At 30.3% G+C, this 18,077-nt stretch carries 15 protein-coding genes and 1 tRNA gene; 4 read left to right on the forward strand and 12 right to left on the reverse strand.

All coding sequences use genetic code 11. From position 1 onward, the window contains the following. From INR78_RS05465 to INR78_RS05490, 6 genes are all read right to left on the reverse strand, one after another. Nucleotides 1-1,719: a hypothetical protein gene (locus INR78_RS05465; protein ID WP_223077805.1), complete on the reverse strand. Its 1,719-nt coding sequence runs from the start codon at nucleotides 1,717-1,719 to the stop codon at nucleotides 1-3. Between the two features lie 131 nt (nucleotides 1,720-1,850). Continuing rightward, entirely contained in the window at nucleotides 1,851-2,363 is a 513-nt protein-coding gene (locus INR78_RS05470) for an OmpH family outer membrane protein (RefSeq protein WP_223077806.1), read from the reverse strand. 232 nt (nucleotides 2,364-2,595) lie between these two features. Continuing rightward, the gene (locus tag INR78_RS05475; RefSeq protein WP_223077807.1) at nucleotides 2,596-3,447 is read right to left on the reverse strand and encodes a bifunctional 2-polyprenyl-6-hydroxyphenol methylase/3-demethylubiquinol 3-O-methyltransferase UbiG; all 852 of its coding nucleotides are present in this window, start codon (nucleotides 3,445-3,447) and stop codon (nucleotides 2,596-2,598) included. A gap of 74 nt (nucleotides 3,448-3,521) precedes the next feature. Continuing rightward, nucleotides 3,522-5,393 carry a tRNA uridine-5-carboxymethylaminomethyl(34) synthesis enzyme MnmG gene (mnmG, locus tag INR78_RS05480; protein WP_223077808.1) on the reverse strand — a complete coding sequence of 624 codons (1,872 nt, stop codon included), beginning with the start codon at nucleotides 5,391-5,393 and terminating at the stop codon, nucleotides 3,522-3,524. A gap of 71 nt (nucleotides 5,394-5,464) precedes the next feature. Further along, on the reverse strand, nucleotides 5,465-5,884 hold the full coding sequence (gene ybeY, locus INR78_RS05485) for an rRNA maturation RNase YbeY (RefSeq protein WP_223077809.1): 420 nt from the start codon (nucleotides 5,882-5,884) through the stop codon (nucleotides 5,465-5,467). Then, nucleotides 5,877-9,356: a DUF4175 family protein gene (locus tag INR78_RS05490; protein ID WP_255593128.1), complete on the reverse strand. Its 3,480-nt coding sequence runs from the start codon at nucleotides 9,354-9,356 to the stop codon at nucleotides 5,877-5,879. Before INR78_RS05490 ends, ybeY begins: the two co-directional genes overlap by 8 nt. A gap of 131 nt (nucleotides 9,357-9,487) precedes the next feature. Here INR78_RS05490 and gltX point away from each other — a divergent pair, with 131 nt between their 5' ends. After that, nucleotides 9,488-10,999, forward strand: a complete 1,512-nt coding sequence (gene gltX, locus INR78_RS05495) for a glutamate--tRNA ligase (protein WP_223077810.1) — start codon at nucleotides 9,488-9,490, stop codon at nucleotides 10,997-10,999. A 263-nt stretch (nucleotides 11,000-11,262) separates the two neighbouring features. On the opposite strand, the gene INR78_RS05500 is transcribed toward gltX, so the two are convergent. Continuing rightward, the gene (locus INR78_RS05500) at nucleotides 11,263-11,943 is read right to left on the reverse strand and encodes a hypothetical protein (protein WP_223077811.1); all 681 of its coding nucleotides are present in this window, start codon (nucleotides 11,941-11,943) and stop codon (nucleotides 11,263-11,265) included. Nucleotides 11,944-12,018: 75 nt separating this feature from the next. Between INR78_RS05500 and INR78_RS05505 the strand changes: the two genes are divergently transcribed. Further along, nucleotides 12,019-12,942: an SPFH domain-containing protein gene (locus INR78_RS05505; RefSeq protein WP_027879343.1), complete on the forward strand. Its 924-nt coding sequence runs from the start codon at nucleotides 12,019-12,021 to the stop codon at nucleotides 12,940-12,942. Nucleotides 12,943-12,989: 47 nt separating this feature from the next. On the opposite strand, the gene INR78_RS05510 is transcribed toward INR78_RS05505, so the two are convergent. Beyond that, nucleotides 12,990-13,199 (reverse strand): hypothetical protein, encoded by a 210-nt coding sequence (locus tag INR78_RS05510; protein ID WP_027879344.1) that lies wholly within the window; start codon nucleotides 13,197-13,199, stop codon nucleotides 12,990-12,992. Between the two features lie 141 nt (nucleotides 13,200-13,340). Beyond that, nucleotides 13,341-15,335: a glutamine--tRNA ligase/YqeY domain fusion protein gene (locus INR78_RS05515; protein WP_223077812.1), complete on the reverse strand. Its 1,995-nt coding sequence runs from the start codon at nucleotides 15,333-15,335 to the stop codon at nucleotides 13,341-13,343. Nucleotides 15,336-15,488: 153 nt separating this feature from the next. Between INR78_RS05515 and folB the strand changes: the two genes are divergently transcribed. After that, complete coding sequence (gene folB / locus INR78_RS05520; protein ID WP_223077813.1) at nucleotides 15,489-15,860, forward strand: dihydroneopterin aldolase; 372 nt, start codon at nucleotides 15,489-15,491, stop codon at nucleotides 15,858-15,860. Between the two features lie 81 nt (nucleotides 15,861-15,941). Next, a tRNA-Cys gene (locus INR78_RS05525) sits at nucleotides 15,942-16,012 on the forward strand. 100 nt (nucleotides 16,013-16,112) lie between these two features. On the opposite strand, the gene INR78_RS05530 is transcribed toward INR78_RS05525, so the two are convergent. From INR78_RS05530 to INR78_RS05540, 3 genes are all read right to left on the reverse strand, one after another. Further along, on the reverse strand, nucleotides 16,113-16,793 hold the full coding sequence (locus tag INR78_RS05530; RefSeq protein ID WP_027879347.1) for a LysE family translocator: 681 nt from the start codon (nucleotides 16,791-16,793) through the stop codon (nucleotides 16,113-16,115). 158 nt (nucleotides 16,794-16,951) lie between these two features. Then, on the reverse strand, nucleotides 16,952-17,626 hold the full coding sequence (locus tag INR78_RS05535) for a head GIN domain-containing protein (protein WP_223077814.1): 675 nt from the start codon (nucleotides 17,624-17,626) through the stop codon (nucleotides 16,952-16,954). A gap of 120 nt (nucleotides 17,627-17,746) precedes the next feature. Next, nucleotides 17,747-18,040 (reverse strand): heavy metal-binding domain-containing protein, encoded by a 294-nt coding sequence (locus INR78_RS05540; protein WP_106680813.1) that lies wholly within the window; start codon nucleotides 18,038-18,040, stop codon nucleotides 17,747-17,749. Between the last annotated feature and the right edge of the window lie 37 nt (nucleotides 18,041-18,077).

Raw genomic sequence — 18,077 nt, forward strand, 5'->3', positions numbered from 1 at the left:
TTAAAAGTCTGTCATATTTACCTTAAATACCCAGTTATCCTTAAAAAGATTTTGTTCTAAATAAGATTTATGTTGCATATAAGCATCATAAAAGTTTTCTGTATGAAAGATATAAACATAGTAAAGTTTATTTTTTTCATCTATTAAAAAGTCGCTATTATACCCTTTTTCTTTTAAGTCTTTTTGCCAATTAAAAGCATTTTGAGGCGAAGAAAAAAACTTTGTAATAACGTAATATCCCTTTTTAGCACCATCAATCTCTGCAGCATTTTTTTCTAAGACAAGTTTAAATTGTTGGGTTTCTAGAGGTTTTTCTTTAATCTTTAAGGCTTCTACATATGTTGAAGAACTAATAATAACATTGCTTTGCTTTATTTGTTGTTGCTGGTAACCAGATGTAGCCACTTTTGGACTTAAAGAATTTTGAGCTGTTTTATTTTGAATAACTTCTGGTCTTTTTAGCACAACATTTTCGGCTTTAACTTCATTATTTACAACTGTTGATTTAATCTTTGTTTCTGCTTTAATTTCTATTTTTTCCTCAACAACTTTTGGCTTTACTTCTTCTTTTGTAGTAGATTTTATAACCGTAGCTTTTTCGGGTAAATTTGCTTCAATTTCATTAAAAAAAGTTTTGCTAATTTCAGTTTCAAAAGCAGTAAAAAACAAATAAAACCGGTCTTCTTTTGTATTAAAAAGTAATTCTACATTATCCGTATTATTATCTATAACTATTTCTTTATTTTTTGGTACTTCTAGACGAGCAATATCAAAGCCTAAAGTATTTTTACTGTCCGGAAAACGTTTAATATTACTATCAATACTGCTGTTAAAAAAGTTTTTTTCTTGTCTATTTGTTGTACTTAATCGTATTGCTGTTTTAAGATTAGGATTTGCTATAATACACTCGTCTTCAGTTATATCTGCATCACCTTCTAAAGTTGCTAAAGTTAGATTTGTATTTATTTCTCCTTGTTCTGGAGATTTAAAATCTTTTAAATTTATTACAACAGGCTCTGTACCAACATGAGCAAAACCATTAAATGTTGTGATGTATTTTGGTTGTTCTGTTGGTGCTTCATAAACAATATAAAGCATCCAACCTGCTGAGCTTCCACCAGCGACAAAACCTTCTGTAGCATGTATGTTTGCAACTGTAATTTCGCCATTTTTTTCTTCGGCATTTTGTAATAAACTAGTTACATCTGCATAACAAGCGTAAGGAGAATTAAGATGAAAACCGCTTTTTTTATAGCCATCAAATATAACTGTTCCTGTTATGGTTTGATAAGACTGGTTTGGTAGTTTTAATTTAATATTTTTTATTAAAGAACGGTTTTTCTGTCTTTTTCCAGAGAAGAAATGTTGTCCGCTTTGAGACCGTCTTTCTCCTTTAATATAACTATACGTTGCTGTCCAATAAAGCGCTGCATAGACTATATTATTTTGATTTTCAGTAAGTTGAATATAAGAAGAACTAGAATTAAATGTAGAATCATCATTATCAACGTCTACAAATGTCATTGGTATATCATCGTTAGCAATTGATGATTCATTAAATGATGTATTTTTTTCTTTACTTAAACTATTATTACCAATAACCATTGCATCTCCATATACATAAAACGATTTTTCCGTTTTAAATGAAGTTGCAACTTGAGCGTTAAGTTGATAAAAAAAAGTAAAGAAAATGATTAAATGCGTTAGCAATTTTCTCATAGTCTTTTATAAATGATTAATAGCACGATAAATATAATTAAAACTATGAAAACAACTGATAAATAACAGTTTATAAATAAAAAAAAGCGTTAAACCGAAGTCTAACGCTTTTTTTATAAATAAATATTTAATTACTTTTTGTAATTATTATCTAAGTCTTTTATAATTGTTTCTGTAAGGTCATATTCATCTTTAGCATACATAACGCTAGGAGAAGACTCTACAGTACCTAAAATAACATCAAAACCATTTGTTTTACCGTATTCTTTAACATAATCCTTAACCTTAGTAATTAAAGAATCCATTTCTTCTTGATAAGGTTTAGATATTTGTTGTTGCTCCATTTGAAATTGTTGTTGCAACATTTGCTGTTTTTGACCAAGCTCTTCATATTTAGCTTGAGCTTTAGATTGACTCATTTTTTGAGCTTCCATCTGAAATTTTTGAGCTTCCATTTGAAAAGCTCTCCCTATACTATCCTTTTTAGCATTAAAAGCATTAAGCTTTGTTTCGTATTTTTTTTCTAAATCAACTTTCTCTTGCATTTCGTTAATTACTTTTCCGTTGTCAACATATCCTATTTTTTGTTTTTGACAAGAAGTAATAAAAATTGCAATAGATAAAACCGCTAATATTTTTTTCATCTTAATTTTTGTTTTAATGAATTTTCGCAAATGTATAAAAATTAAAAAGTGATAAACACATTTTATGTAAATATTGTACTAATAAGTAAAATCTATTTTAATTGAATTTTAAAATAATCATTAGCTATGAAAAACAACTTCAAATAAAGCGATTTAAGACACTTTCTAAAAAAGGTAAGGTTATCTATTGTTTTGAACTAATATTTAATCTTATGCTTTTTTAAAATAAGTTTTAACTGTTTTTAAGCACATAAATTAACGAAGAATACTCTCTAGTACGTCTTGCTTTTAAATTAGATCGTAATCCATTATAAAAACCTTTAAAAATATTTTTACGTCCAGATTTATATTGTTCAGAAAGTAAGCTAACATAAAATGCATCAAATAGCATTGGTTTAATTTGTTCAATTTCCATATCAATAGAAGCGAATAATTTTGATATTGAATTTTGATCAAAATGCCATAAGTGTCTTGGCACATCATAAGCTGCCCAAAACTGATTATAATAGCTTGCATCAAAACTTTTATAATTTGGTACTGCAACCACTAACCTACCATTTGGTTTTAAAAGTTTTTTTAATATTGAAATTTGATGTTCTAAATCTGGAAGATGTTCTAAAACATGCCAAAGTGTAATAACATCAAAACTATTAGTTTCAAAATTATTTAATTGGTGGATATCAAAAACTGAATTATCTGTTTTATGATTTGCAATTATTCTTGCATCTGCATTTGGTTCGATTCCAGAAACTATCCAATTATTTTCTTTAGCTGTTTTTAAAAAATCGCCTGTACCACAACCTACATCTAAAAGTGTTTTTGTTTCGGTTTTAAAACCATTGATTAGTTTTAGTTTTTGCTTTAAAGAAAAACGTCTAACTAAATGATATGCTTTTTCAAACCAATTTCGTTTTGAATCTGTATGAGAGATGTAATCTTCCGTTTTATAATATTCTGAAAGTTGATTAGTTTTTGGTTGAGGAAAAGTCTCTAAAAAACCATATTTTTCATTCTTTTTTAACTGAAACATTTCACCAGAAACGGAATGGTCTTTTATATATAATTGTGTTTGTTCTTTACTCATAAATTAAAATCTAATCAAAAAAAGGGAAGAATTGAAACTAAAAAAACAAACGTTCCACGTGGAACGTTTAAAATTTATCGTCCTAAATACACCAATAAAACAGAAATATCTGCAGGAGAAACTCCACTTACTCTTGATGCCTGAGATATGGTTACAGGTTGAATTTTATTTAATTTTTCTCTTGCTTCCATACTCATCGATTTAAGTTTTGAGTAATCAAAATTATCAGGTATTCTGATATTTTCTAGACGCGTTAGTTTATCTGCATTATTTTTTTCTTTAGCTATATATCCTGAATATTTTACTTGTATTTCGGTCTGTTCTATAATCTCATTATCTAGATTATGTTCTTCTATGTAATTTGAAACAGACTCGACTTTTTTCATGTCTTCAATATCAATATTTGGTCTAGCAAAAATCTTAAACATCTTATCTTGCTGTTTCATTAATGAAGAATTTTTAGACTCTAAAATCGGATTTATTTCTCCTGTAGTAACACTAGTATTTTGAAAAAACTCTACAAACTTTTCTGCTTGTTCGTGTTTTTCTTCCATACGTTTTAAACGTTTTTCAGATGCTAAACCAAGCTCATATCCTTTTGGTGTTAATCTTAAATCGGCATTATCTTGACGTAATAACGTTCTATATTCTGCACGAGAAGTAAACATACGATACGGCTCTTTTGTACCTTTTGTAATTAGATCGTCTATTAAAACACCAATATAAGCTTCGTCTCTTTTTAAGATAAATTCATCTCTTTCTTGAACTTTTAAAGCTGCATTTATACCCGCCATTAAACCTTGAGATGCTGCTTCTTCATAACCAGTTGTTCCGTTAATTTGACCTGCAAAATATAAACCTTCTACTAACTTAGTTTCTAAGGTATGCTTTAATTGTGTAGGTGGAAAATAATCATATTCTATAGCATAACCAGGTCTAAAAAATTTCACATTTTCAAAACCTTCAACAGAACGCAAAGCATTAAATTGAACATCTTCTGGTAATGAAGTTGAAAAGCCATTTATATAATATTCGACTGTATTCCAACCTTCAGGTTCTACAAATAATTGATGTCTATCTTTATCTGCAAAACGGTTAATTTTATCTTCTATTGAAGGACAATATCTAGGACCTAAACTTTTTATACGACCATTAAACATTGGTGAACGATCAAAACCTTCGCGAAGTAAATCATGCACTTTTTCGCTTGTATAAGCAAGGTGACAACTACGTTGTTGCGTTAGTGGTTTTGTGATATCTAAATAAGAAAATTTATCAGGATTTTCATCACCAGGTTGTTCAATCATTTTAGAAAAGTCTAAAGATCTTCCATCAACTCTTGGAGGCGTTCCGGTTTTCATTCTACCGGATTCAAAACCTAAATCAACTAGTTGTTCTGTAATACCTGTTGCTGCTTTTTCTCCTGCTCTTCCTCCACCAAAATTTTTATCTCCAATATGAATTAAGCCATTTAAAAATGTTCCGTTAGTTAGTACAACAGACTTTGCTTTTATTTCAATTCCAAGCGAAGTAACTACACCTTCAACCTTACCATTATTGACTAAAAGACCTCTAACCATTTCTTGATAGAAATCTAAGTTAGGTGTGTTTTCTAACATCAATCTCCAGTCTTCTGCAAAGCGCATACGATCACTTTGTACCCTTGGACTCCACATTGCAGGTCCTTTAGATTTGTTCAACATTTTAAATTGAATTGCAGATGTATCACTAACAATACCAGAATAGCCACCAAGCGCATCTATCTCTCTTACAATTTGTCCTTTTGCAATTCCTCCCATAGCAGGATTACAAGACATTTGAGCAATGTTTTGTAAATTCATAGTTACTAATAAGGTTTTACTACCCATATTAGCAGCTGCAGCTGCAGCTTCGCTACCAGCATGTCCTGCACCAACAACTATTACATCGTAAACTTCGTTAAACATAATATTTTGATTGTTCCACGTGGAACGTTTTTAAAATTCGACTTAAATTTGGCGTGCAAATATACAACAAACTATGACATTTCTTTTAATATCAAAAGTGCTTCGTCCTCTTTAGCTCGCATTAGTTTGGCATCATCTTCGGTCTTATCTTTAAAACCACAATAGTGCAAAATACCGTGTATGATTACACGATGTAATTCTGTATTAAAATCTACATCAAAATCTTTAGCATTATCTTCTACCCTTTCAACAGAAATAAAAATATCTCCAGATATAGTTTTTCCTATTGAATAATCAAAACTAATAATATCTGTTAGGGTATCGTGATTTAAATACTGAACGTTTAATCGATGTAAATATTCGTCATCACAAAACACATAACTTATCTCTTCTTTTTTGCAGTTGTGATGTGCTATAATTTTTGTTATCCAACTTGAAATTTTAGCTTCATCTAATAGCTTAAAATCGGTTTCGTAATTAAAACTAATCATTTTTTTGTTTGAAATATTCTTGTACTTTTTGCTTATAAATTTGCTGCAAAGGTAAGCTTTGTTTATTCAATATTTCGGTAGTATTAAAATATTGTTTTGCTTTGTCTATCTGATTGTTAGTTGTATTAGAAAATGTTTTGGTATTGGTTTGAGATTCGCGTTTTGAATCTTGTCCTTGTTGAAAAGTGGCGTTTTCTAACTTTAGTAATTGATGTTTTAGTTCCATCATTTTAGTTAAAGTTTCATTAGTAAACCCTTCGTTGATTAATTTTAATTCTACATCTTCCATATCGTTTAAAAGTTTTTTGGCGTCACCATTTCCTCTTAAACCATCTTTTTCTAGACGCTGTTCTAGTTGTTGACGTAATAATTGCTGTTCTTGATAGATTTTAAATAATTCGGCATTCATCTGTTCATTAAAGTCTCCTTCTCCTTGTTGACTTCCACCTTGTCCTTGTCCATCACCATCTTTACCGCCTTCTTTACCGTTTTTACCTTTTTCTCCTTTGTTTCCTTTATCTCCTTCTTTACGTTGTTTTCCTTCATTATCTCCTTTCTGATCACCTTCGTTTTTTCCATCTTTGCCAGACTTTTGTTCGCCTTGCTGACCTTGTTGTCCGTCTTTCCCTTTTTCTCCTTTTTTCATTGCTTCTTCCATTTTTTTAGCCAATTCTTCTTGACTTATTATAATATCTGGAAGTGGCATATCGCCTTCTCCTTGACCTGGAGATGGCATACCCATTTGGTTTTGCATATTATCTAAAGCAGCACTTAAAAAATTTGCTAGATTATTAGCAGACGTTAATGCATATTGTTGTGATGATACACCTTGATATAATTGATTTTCTGATAACTGATCTAACGCTTTATCAATATTAAAATACACATCATTAATTTCTTTATTGATTTGTTCTGAGAATTGTGGTTGTCTTAAAGAGATTGCAAATAAACTATCGTCTACGTGCTCAAAATGTGTACGTAAATCGTATTGCTTTTTTAAGTACTTAGCATATTCGTTATGGTTGACTTCTATACTTTTAAACTTGTTCATTAAGTCTTCTTCATCAAAAGAAAATACAACTAAATTATCAATGATTTGTCTAAGCATTTCTATATCTTCTTGCAATTGTTTTTTACTACCTGAAGACATTTGCATTTGCATACTCATACTCATTTGTTTCATTTTTTGAGCTGCATTTTTTTGATTTTGCTTTGCAGAATTTTGTTTATCCTGCTTTTGTTTTTGGTCTGTAGATTGTTCTTTTTTTTCTAAATTTTCACTTGCTTTTTGTTGATCTTCTTTAATGTTTTCTTCTGTATTTTTATTACGAGGTATATCCATTGGGGATTTTAAATCGTCATTTTCTTTTTCTAAGTCTTCAAGTTGTTTCTGGATGTCTTCAAACTTTTTATTTAGTTCGTCTTGCTTTTCTTTAGTGTTTTTTTCTGGATCTTGATTAGCTAATTTATCTTGTTCTTTGGCTAATTTATCAAGCTCGTCACTAATTTTTTCCATCTTTTTAGATACGTAGTAACGTTTGGTCAATTCTAATAATTGCTCCATACTACGCTTTTGGTTTTTAGCTTGTTTAGCAAGATTATCTAATTTCTCAGTAAACTCTTCTTTTTGAAACTTTTCTTTAAGTTTCTCTAATTCTTCAAGTAGCTTTTCATCTTTTTTTAATTGCTCTTCATTCTCTTTTAAACGCTCTTGTAACTTTTCTTTAAATGGATCTTCTTTTGGATTATCTTTCTGAAATTCTTCTAAATTATTTTGAAGCTTTTTGTTGAATTGCTTCATCATGTCTTCTTGTTGCTTCTGACGCTTCAAGAAATTTTGAAGTTTCTTCTTATCGTTATAATTAAGTTGAGCTTTCTCTTTTTGCGTTTTTGAAATCTCTTTAAGTTGTTGTTCTTGTTTTTCAAAATTTTCAAGAGATTTATTAAAATCTTTTATAGTTTCGTTTTGTTCGTTAAGCTGCTTTTGTTCTTCTTCGTCTTTAGTACGTTTTCTGTATGTAAACACAGAACTTTTTGTGCTTTTGTTTTTATTTACCGCATCGTTATCAAAAACTTCAAAATACAGCTCGTAAGGAATACCATCTTTTATATCTAAATTATTTGGGAAAGCAGTTAAAAATTCATCAAAATTAGAAGATGAAATAGGTATATTTTTTACAGTTTTATTCGTTTCGTTTTCTGAAGGATAATAGACTAATTGTAATTTAGATAAACCATAATCGTCACTTACTTGACCTTTAAAATACAAGGTTTGTTGGTCTAAACTATCTGTTTTAGATTCAATTTTAAGTTCTGGATATTGATCTTTAATAACCGAAATACTATACGCTAAATTCTCGTAATTTTTTAGGTTTTTATTACTTGTGCTAATATTGTAGTCAAAATTATTATAAACGCGTTTAGAGGCTTTAAAAACACCGTTTTCTTCTGTAGTAAACGCTAAAGTATCTTTGCTAATTAAATCTACTTGATCGGTTGATTTGGTATTAAGTTGCCAAGTAATTTGTGTGCCTTGTGGTACAACTGCATTACCGATGCCTTTTAAAACTTCGTTACGTTTGTTGGTGTAATTTGGATAGTTTAAAACCATCTGAAAATTTAACAATGTTGGCACTTCTACAACATGTAATGTATAAGGTTTTGAGTTAACACCATTAGCAGATAAATTAAAAGTAATGTCTTGTTTTGGTTGCTCAAAAACATACTCAAAAGTACCTGGTTGACGTTGTTGCAAAAAGTAAGACTGATCGTTAAAATTGATTTGTGCATCTTCCGGAACAACATCTCCTTCGGTTTGTACAAATAATCTAAAGGTTTTGTTTTCTTCAGTTTGCAAACTTTCATTTATAACAAAAAAACTGAAAGGTGCTGGCGGCTCATAAGCGGTTTGATAATTAACTACTCTTTTATAACTATCTGTAAACCAATTAGTTTTACCTAAAATAAAGCTTAATAATAAAATAGCAATTGGGATAACTGCGTATTTTAAATATTTAGTGTTGTGTTTAAAATTAATCGCAAAATTGAAAGGAATTGGGCTTAATTCTTCAGCTTTTTGATCGATGCTGGCTAGAAGTAATTCGCTATTATCGTTAGTTTCTTTTAGTTGAAGTACATTAAGTAACTTATCATTAACTTCAGGAAAATGATTACCAATAATTGCAGATGCTTGTTTGTAATTAATTCCTTTTTGTAGTTTAAATAACTTGGCTAAAGGCAATGCAATAAATTTGATAAACAAGCCAACCTCAACAGCAATAAACAACCAAAATAAAACTGTACGTAAACCAGAATTTAACCACAGAAAATATTCAACAAGTAACGTAATAATAAGATATAACAAGCCAATACTAAAAAACAGGATAGCGCCTTTAATCAACTCATTAGTGTAATATTTTCTAATAAATTGTTCTAATTTGGTTTGTATGATATTGAAGTTATTCAAAGCCATTTTTTTATTTAACTTACTAAAATACAGTTTTTATTTTTTTATGTCTGTTAAAGGCGCTTAAAACTTGTTTTTAAATAGTTCTTTGTGTTTCTTCTACTCTATTCTATCTTTGCACTTTCAAACCAAAAGAAATGTCAAAACAAGTTAGAGTGCGTTTTGCACCAAGTCCTACAGGACCTTTACATATTGGCGGTGTACGTACCGCATTATTTAATTATTTATTTGCAAAAAAACACAACGGTACTTTTGTCTTACGTATAGAAGATACAGACCAAAACCGTTATGTAGAAGGCGCAGAACAATACATTATAGATAGTTTAAATTGGTGTAATATTCCTTTTGACGAAGGTCCAAATAAAAATGAAAAATTTGGTCCGTACAGACAAAGCGAGCGTAAAGACTTATACAAACAATATGCAGATCAATTAATAAAAAGTGGTCATGCGTATTATGCATTTGATACTGCAGAAGCACTTGATGCGCATAGAAAAGATCATGAAACTAAAGGAAAAACGTTTATCTACAATTGGCATAACAGAGAAAAATTAAGTAATTCTTTATCGCTTAGTGCGGAAGACGTGCAAGCTAAATTAGATGCTGGTGAAGATTATGTAATTAGATTTAAAAGTCCACAAGATCAAACACTTCATCTTAAAGATATTATTCGTGGTGAAATTAAAATTGATACCAACATTTTAGATGATAAAGTTTTGTTTAAAGCAGACGGAATGCCAACCTATCACCTAGCTAATATTGTTGATGACCATTTAATGGAAATTACGCACGTTATTAGAGGTGAAGAATGGCTGCCAAGTCTTGCTTTACATTACCAATTATACGATGCGTTTGGTTGGGAAGCACCAGAATTTGCTCATTTACCGTTAATCCTAAAACCAACAGGAAAAGGAAAATTAAGTAAACGTGATGGCGATAAATTAGGGTTTCCTGTATTTCCTTTAGAATACACGTCTCCAGAAGGTGATGTATCCAGAGGTTATAAAGAAGATGGTTATTTTGCTGAATCTGTTGTTAACTTTTTAGCCTTTTTAGGATGGAATCCTGGTACAGAACAAGAAATATTTAGTTTAGAAGAACTTATAGAAGCGTTTGATTTATCTAAAGTGAATAAAGCCGGAGCACGTTTTGATCCTGATAAAATAAAATGGTTTAATCACCATTATATGCAAGAACAAAGTAATGATGATTTAGCCGAAGCGTTTAAACAAAATCATGATTCATTAAAAGACATAGATGTTAATTACATATCAATGGTTGTTGGGTTAATTAAAGAACGTGCAACATTTGTAAACGACTTTTGGGATTTAAGTAATTTCTTCTTTGAAGCTCCAACAGAATATGATGAAAAAGCTTTTAAAAAAGCTATTAAAGACGATACAAAATCTATAATGACAGACGTAAAATCTATCATAAATAACATTGAAAATTTTGAAGTAGAAACACTTCAAAACAATGTAAAAGGTTGGATTACATCTAACGACATTGGTTTTGGTAAAGTGATGATGCCACTACGATTAGCCTTAGTTGGTGCGTTACAAGGACCAGATGTTTTTGACATCATGTACATGATTGGTAAAAACGAAACTGTTAAACGTATTGATAGTTTAATTGAAAAAATAGGTTAAAATATTAATCAAACCCTTTGTACATTTTGATTTCAATTTTTAACTAAACGTCAGTTCGAGTGATTTTGAGGAACGAAAAATTGTATCGAGAACTTGTTTGAATTAAAAAATTCTATTCTCGATACTGATTTTACTCATTTTCAATCGTAAAATCAACTCGAATTGACGAATTTTATGATGATTCACAATAGATTAATCAACTATAAACAAAAAAGCCTCTAATATTTAGAGGCTTTTTGTTATTAATTTATTTGATACAAATTTTAAAACGTTATCAATAAAGCTATGGTTAACATGCTTTGATTTCCTTTAAATTTTTTATTAGTAAAATTAGAAGCATTAGAATCATTTAAATCACCAAGTATATTAGTAAAACCATAGATATATTGTCCTCTTATTTTAAAGTTTTCAAAACCTGCGGTTAATCCAACAGCGCCATTCACATTAAAATTAGTAATGTCTACAAAGTCTTTAGCTAGTAAGCTATCAAACTCTGCAAGAAACCATTCTTCTTGACCTTCGTCATCAAATTCTAAATCACTATTGTACTGTAAAACTGGTCCAAAATCTAAAGTTAAATATGGTCCAGCTAATTTTGCATGCATTAAAAAAGCAACTTGAGCGGTTAAAATCTTGTAATCTATAGGCTCAAAATTACTGCTTAAAGCAGATGCAAATCCGTTAACACTCATCTTATTTTCAGATAATTGCATACCATAACTTACATTGTACCATTTATGAGGAATATCTACCGTTGCAGACATATGTGCTAACCAACCTGTATTACTTTTAGTTTCAAAATTATCAGTAATAATATCAAACTGAGTCAATCCACCACCAAGAGCAAATCCGTTTTTTATGTTGTAAGAACTTCTTTGTGCAAAAGAAAATGTAACAAATAGACTACAAATTGCTACTAATAGATAAAGTTTAAATTTTTTCATTACTAATAATATAGATTAGTGAACAAATATAACTTAAATTAGTAATCAATAAAGTAAAACCAAAAACCATTAATTATGCCTTTTTTAATTCCTATTGTAGTCTTAGGACTAATCATTTTAATTTCAGCATTTTTTGTTGTTAAACAACAAACTGCAGTAATTATAGAACGCTTTGGTAAATTTCATAGTATAAGACAATCTGGTCTTCACTTAAAAATTCCTTTAATAGATAAAATTGCTGGTCGATTAAGCTTAAAAATTCAGCAATTAGATGTCATTGTAGAAACTAAAACTTTAGACGATGTATTTGTTAGACTTAAAGTTTCTGTACAATACCGTGTATTAAGTCAAAAAGTGTACGATGCGTTTTATAAGTTAGATTATCCGCATGAGCAAATTACAAGTTATGTATTTGATGTGGTACGTGCAGAAGTACCTAAGATGAAATTAGACGACGTTTTTGTTAAAAAAGATGATATTGCATTAGCGGTGAAAGCTGAGCTAAACGACGCGATGTTAGACTATGGATTTGACATTATTAAAACTCTTGTAACAGATATAGATCCTGATGCACAAGTAAAAGCTGCAATGAACCGTATTAACGCTGCAGAACGTGAAAAAACTGCTGCACAATATGAAGGTGACGCACAACGTATTTTAATTGTTGAAAAAGCTAAAGCTGAAGCTGAAAGTAAACGTTTACAAGGTCAAGGTATTGCAGATCAAAGACGCGAGATTGCACGTGGATTAGAAGAATCTGTAGAAGTTTTAAACCGTGTTGGTATTAATAGTCAAGAAGCATCTGCATTAATAGTTGTAACGCAGCATTACGATACGCTTCAATCGTTAGGTGAAGAAACTAATAGTAACTTAATCTTATTACCAAATGCGCCACAAGCTGGTAGTAATATGCTAAACGAAATGGTTGCAAGTTTTACCGCAAGTAACCAAATTGGTGAAGCTATGAAAGAAGCTAAACGCAAAAAAGAAGAAGAATAAAATCTAAAATAGTAAACACAAAAAAAGCCTCTATTAAGAGGCTTTTTTTATTTATTTTCTTTTTCATAATTATCTATCAAACTTTGTAAAGAATTTAGATAATCTTCTAAAGATTGTTTATCAATATGTGTTTCGTTATTATCCTTTGGTAATGTAATACGTTGCTCGTCTAAATACTTTTGTAGCTCTGGATAATCTTCTTCTATTTCTCTTGTCTTAGCTGTAATTTTACTTAATAATTCTTGTATTGCGTCCATTTTATTTTTGATTTAAGTTATCCATTCAAAATAATTCAAATCACTTATAAATCAAAAGATTATATACTAAATGGTTGTTAAAATTTATATATATAAAAACCCGCTAAGTAAAACTTAGCGGGTTTTAGTTTGTGTTTTATATTAAGCTAACTGTTGCGCTTCTTCTACTAACAACTTGTTTTTGTCTTCTAATGCTGTATTTATAAACTCATTAATAGCTTCGTTTTTTTCTAAGCCATTTTTAAGTAAAACACCAAGCGTAATCATAGTGATAATACGCGTACCACTTTTCTTTTTAGAAGTATTAAAAAGTGGCTCTACATCTTCATAAGAAACCGATTTTGCTAATTCTAAAATCTGTGCTTTTGCTTTTTCTCTAGCATCGTCTGGCATTCTATCGTACTTTTTACCAAAAGATTTTATTTGCTCTATTGCAGGTCTTACGTTAGCTTGCTTTTGTTGATTGTTTTGTTTTGGTTTTTGTTTTGCCCAACTATCACGTAAACCAACGGTTTTATTAAATACTAAAGCGTCAAATTTAGAATCGTTATCCACATTAAAATAGCCTAAACGTTGAAACTGAAACTGCTCTCCTACTTTAGCTTCTTTTAAACTAGGTTCTACAAATGCATTAATGATGTTTAAAGAATTTGGATTTAAAAATTCCATAAAATCTTTACCATCATGACTGTCTGGCGCTTCGTCCATAAACAGTCTGTCGTATTCTCTAACTTCAGCTTTTACTGCATGTTTTATAGAAACCCAATGTAGTGTTCCTTTTACTTTTTTAGAGGTATCTGTATCGTAAATACAATGTACTTCGGTAATATTACCTTCAGCATCTTTTACTACGTTTTCAGCTTTAATGATGTACGCATTTTTAAGTCGAACTTCGCCGCCTAATTTCAATCTAAAAAACTTACTTCCAGCTTCTTCTTTAAAGTCGTCTTTTTCAATATAAATTTCTTTTGAAAAAGGTACTTTTCTAAAGCCAGCACTATCGTCTTCTGGGTTATTTTCTGCTTCTAACCATTCTTCTTTATCGTCAGGATAATTAGTAATGACCACTTTTAAAGGATCTAAAACTGCCATAACACGTGGTGCAGTTTTGTTTAAATCCTCACGTACGCAGAATTCTAAAAGCGCAACATCAATCACGTTTTCACGCTTTGCAACACCAACTTTTTCTATAAATTGTCTAATGGAATTTGGTGTATAACCTCTACGACGTAACCCAGAAATGGTTGGCATACGCGGATCGTCCCAACCCGAAACTATCTTCTCTTCTACCAATTTAAGCAACTTACGTTTACTCATAATAGTGTAAGACAGATTCAAACGCGCAAATTCGCGCTGTTTTGGCTGCATCGGATAGGTTTCCTTAGCATAGTCATAAACTTGCTCTTTAAACCAATCGTAAAGCTCTCTATGCGGTTTAAATTCTAAAGAACATAAACTGTGTGAAATTTGTTCGATATAATCGCTTTCGCCATGCGTCCAATCGTACATTGGGTAAATGCACCAATCGTTACCAGTACGGTGATGATGCTTCTTTAAAATACGATACATAATAGGATCACGCATTAACATATTAGGATGTTGCATGTCTATTTTTGCACGTAAAATATGATCGCCTTCATTGAATTCGCCATTTTTCATGCGTTCAAAAAGGTCTAAATTTTCTTCTACAGATCGGTTACGATAAGGACCATCTACACCAGGTTGTGTTGGTGTTCCTTTTTGTTCTGCCATCGCTTCAGAAGATTGACTATCTACATAAGCCTTTCCGTCTTTAATTAATTGTACAGCCCAATCGTATAATTGTTGAAAATAATCTGAAGAATACAGCTCGTTTTCCCATTGGTAACCTAACCAAGCCACATCTTTTTTAATCGCATCTACATATTCTTGCTCTTCTTTTGCTGGGTTAGTATCGTCAAACCTAAGATTAACAGGCGCATTGTACTTTAATCCCAAACCAAAACTAATACCAATAGCTTTGGTATGACCAATGTGCAAATAGCCATTAGGTTCTGGCGGAAAACGAAAACGTAATTTATCCTTAGCTAATCCATTAGCTAAATCTTCTTCTATAATATGCTCAATAAAATTGAGTGATTTTGTTTCTTCAGACATGTAATTAGGTTTATTTTTAAGTGATTACTGCTATTAATCAGCTTTAATAATAAAACGTAAAATTAGTTATTTTTTAGTTGAAATGAATTGTTCTTTCCTTTAAAAATAAAGCACGTAAAATTTTTAGGTATTTTTGCTGAAATTTTTATAAAAATGGGAAAAATTAAAGTTGAAAATATTAGAGTATTTGCTCATCACGGTTGTTTAAAAGAAGAAACTGCTATTGGTAGTGATTATCGTGTGGATTTAGAAATTACAGCCAATTTACAACACAGCGCAAAGACAGATCAATTAAAAGATACGGTAGATTACGTGTTTTTAAATAGAATTATTTTTGAAGAAATGAAGATACCAAGTGCACTTTTAGAGCATGTAGCACGACGTATTTTAAACCGAATTTTTACTGAAGATCAAATGATTAAAAAAGCAACAGTAAGTGTTAGTAAAATAAATCCGCCAATTGGTGGCGATGTAGAGCAAGTAACAATTGTTATGAGTGACAAAAGAAAAAACTTCAAGAAATAGTGTAAAAAGTTTATTTTTTTTACATTTGCTGTCCTTATTTATCAATCTTAAATAAGATTCCTGTTTTCACAGGAAGTTAATGGCGTCTTGGCCGAGTGGCTAGGCAGAGGTCTGCAAAACCTTGTACAGCGGTTCGAATCCGCTAGACGCCTCTAAAAGCTTTCAGAAATTCTGGAAGCTTTTTTTGTTTACAATTTTTAGAAAATAAGATTGAATGATTATGGATTCCGCATCAAGTTCGGAATGACAAGCTTAATCCAAAGGATTAATCTGTTCTATTTTTTCTTTAAGCAATTCTTTTTCTTTTGGGAAGAAACCTTGTACTAGTAATAGTACGCCAAAGCCTAATATTACTAGTGCTACAATCTTTTTAGTCTTGTAAATAAGTCTTGGTGTAAGCTTATTTTTTAAAGCTTTTGCAGCTGTAATTTTTACTAAATCTGCTAAAAAGTAAGTTATTAACATGGTACTAATAAAGACAATAACACCATTTTTAGACGTGGTTATAGAATTAGCAATTACAATAAAAGCTACCCAACCTAACAGTACACCAATGTTAATAAAGTTGAGCAAAAAGCCTTTTAAAAATAATTTTCCGTAGCCTTTTTTAATTTCTACTTTATGATATTCTCTTACTATTTCTCTAAACGATTTTGATGTTTTTATAAACGAAATAAAGCCATATATAGCTAATAAAACACCACCAAAAATTAAAAAATTAGGATCTTTTTCTATTTTACCTACCAATTTTTCGGTACTAAAAAATGCAACTACAATAAATAAAATATCTGCTAGAATTACTCCTGCATCAAATATTAAAGCACTTTTAAACCCTTTGGTTGCAGCAGTTTCTAACAAAACAAAAAATACTGGTCCAATAGTAAATGATAGAATGATACCAAAAGGAATTGCAGTAAGAATATCGTCAAACATGTTGTATAGCTGGATTGTCTTACAAAGTAAAGAAATTATTTATTGATTATAGAATGCTTATTAACAGAAATAAAAAAAGCTTCAATTTAAAACTGAAGCTTTTATTTTTTAATTTAGGTTTAGACTACGCTCAACCTAACTGTTCTATAATTAAGTTATTAATCTTTAACTGTAATTGATCCGCCAAAGGTATTCTTTTTAGTAACGGTTCTAGGATTACCATAGATATCAATATCTCCACCAGCAGTAATACGCGCATCCACTGTATCGCTTGCGGTCACTTCTGCTTCTCCAGCAGCACGTACTTTTATGTTTGTATTTTTTGTTTGAAAATCTCTTCCTTCGTAAATTCCACCTGTATTTAATGTAATATTTTGAGTGTTAGCTTTACCTCTAGTTTCTATAATTCCGCCAGTTACAGCTCTTACATTTACAGTGTTTACATCTAATCCTGCAATAATTGTTGCTCCTTCTTGGGCACGTAATTCGATTGCGTCTTGTGTGATAAGCTCGTTACCTACAATTTTAGATCCTTCATTAGCATCAATAACTTTTATATCTTTATAATGCACAGCAACAAAGGTTTTTGTACCATCAAAAATACGGTCTATATCCATGCGTATTTTTAACATATCGTTTTTAATTACTACTTCCACATCGTCTACATCTTCACCAGTAATAATCACTTTATTTTCGTCAGATTTTACTAGACTTACTTTTATTAAATCGAAAACTTTAACCGTTGTAAAGTCACCTACATGCTGACTTTTTGGGTTTTGTGCAAAGGTATTTAAGCTAAAAACTAAAGCTAAAATAGACAGTAAATATTTCATAATATTGAAGGTTTTGTTTGTATTAAGAGTCTATTTTTTGATTAGTGTTACAGTTTTATAAATATTTTGTTCTTGATATGATTTTTTAATACTTAAAAAATCACTCTAACCGAAGATTAATTATGCAACATTAACTGCTGTTCCAACTACTGAAACAAAAAAATAAGAGCCATTTACAGTTTCTATATCAAAACTAATTCCAACTACAGCATTAGCATTTAAATTTTTAGCATTGTCTTGTAACTCTTGAAACGCATGTTCTTTAGCTTCGTTAATTACCGCTTTTGTAATGTCTTTACTTTTTTCGACTTTAAAAGAAAACTTCGTTTTCATTTCAAAAGAAGTACCAGTTACAATGCCTTTATATTCTATTATTTTAAAGCCTTCTATAGTATTTGTTGTGGTTAAAATCATGGTTTATATTTTATTGATTAGTCCTTTAAATTTATAA

The sequence above is a fragment of the Mesoflavibacter sp. SCSIO 43206 genome, assembly GCF_019904215.1.
Classification (GTDB): domain Bacteria; phylum Bacteroidota; class Bacteroidia; order Flavobacteriales; family Flavobacteriaceae; genus Mesoflavibacter; species Mesoflavibacter zeaxanthinifaciens.

Coding starts and splice junctions, on each gene's coding strand:
- folB (WP_223077813.1), top strand. CDS start 15,489: ATGGGAAAAATTAAAGTTGAAAATATTAGAGTATTTGCTCATCACGGT.
- INR78_RS05530 (WP_027879347.1), bottom strand. CDS start 16,793: ATGTTTGACGATATTCTTACTGCAATTCCTTTTGGTATCATTCTATCA.
- INR78_RS05465 (WP_223077805.1), bottom strand. CDS start 1,719: ATGAGAAAATTGCTAACGCATTTAATCATTTTCTTTACTTTTTTTTAT.
- INR78_RS05535 (WP_223077814.1), bottom strand. CDS start 17,626: ATGAAATATTTACTGTCTATTTTAGCTTTAGTTTTTAGCTTAAATACC.
- INR78_RS05505 (WP_027879343.1), top strand. CDS start 12,019: ATGCCTTTTTTAATTCCTATTGTAGTCTTAGGACTAATCATTTTAATT.
- INR78_RS05475 (WP_223077807.1), bottom strand. CDS start 3,447: ATGAGTAAAGAACAAACACAATTATATATAAAAGACCATTCCGTTTCT.
- INR78_RS05540 (WP_106680813.1), bottom strand. CDS start 18,040: ATGATTTTAACCACAACAAATACTATAGAAGGCTTTAAAATAATAGAA.
- ybeY (WP_223077809.1), bottom strand. CDS start 5,884: ATGATTAGTTTTAATTACGAAACCGATTTTAAGCTATTAGATGAAGCT.
- INR78_RS05490 (WP_255593128.1), bottom strand. CDS start 9,356: ATGGCTTTGAATAACTTCAATATCATACAAACCAAATTAGAACAATTT.
- gltX (WP_223077810.1), top strand. CDS start 9,488: ATGTCAAAACAAGTTAGAGTGCGTTTTGCACCAAGTCCTACAGGACCT.
- mnmG (WP_223077808.1), bottom strand. CDS start 5,393: ATGTTTAACGAAGTTTACGATGTAATAGTTGTTGGTGCAGGACATGCT.
- INR78_RS05515 (WP_223077812.1), bottom strand. CDS start 15,335: ATGTCTGAAGAAACAAAATCACTCAATTTTATTGAGCATATTATAGAA.
- INR78_RS05510 (WP_027879344.1), bottom strand. CDS start 13,199: ATGGACGCAATACAAGAATTATTAAGTAAAATTACAGCTAAGACAAGA.
- INR78_RS05470 (WP_223077806.1), bottom strand. CDS start 2,363: ATGAAAAAAATATTAGCGGTTTTATCTATTGCAATTTTTATTACTTCT.
- INR78_RS05500 (WP_223077811.1), bottom strand. CDS start 11,943: ATGAAAAAATTTAAACTTTATCTATTAGTAGCAATTTGTAGTCTATTT.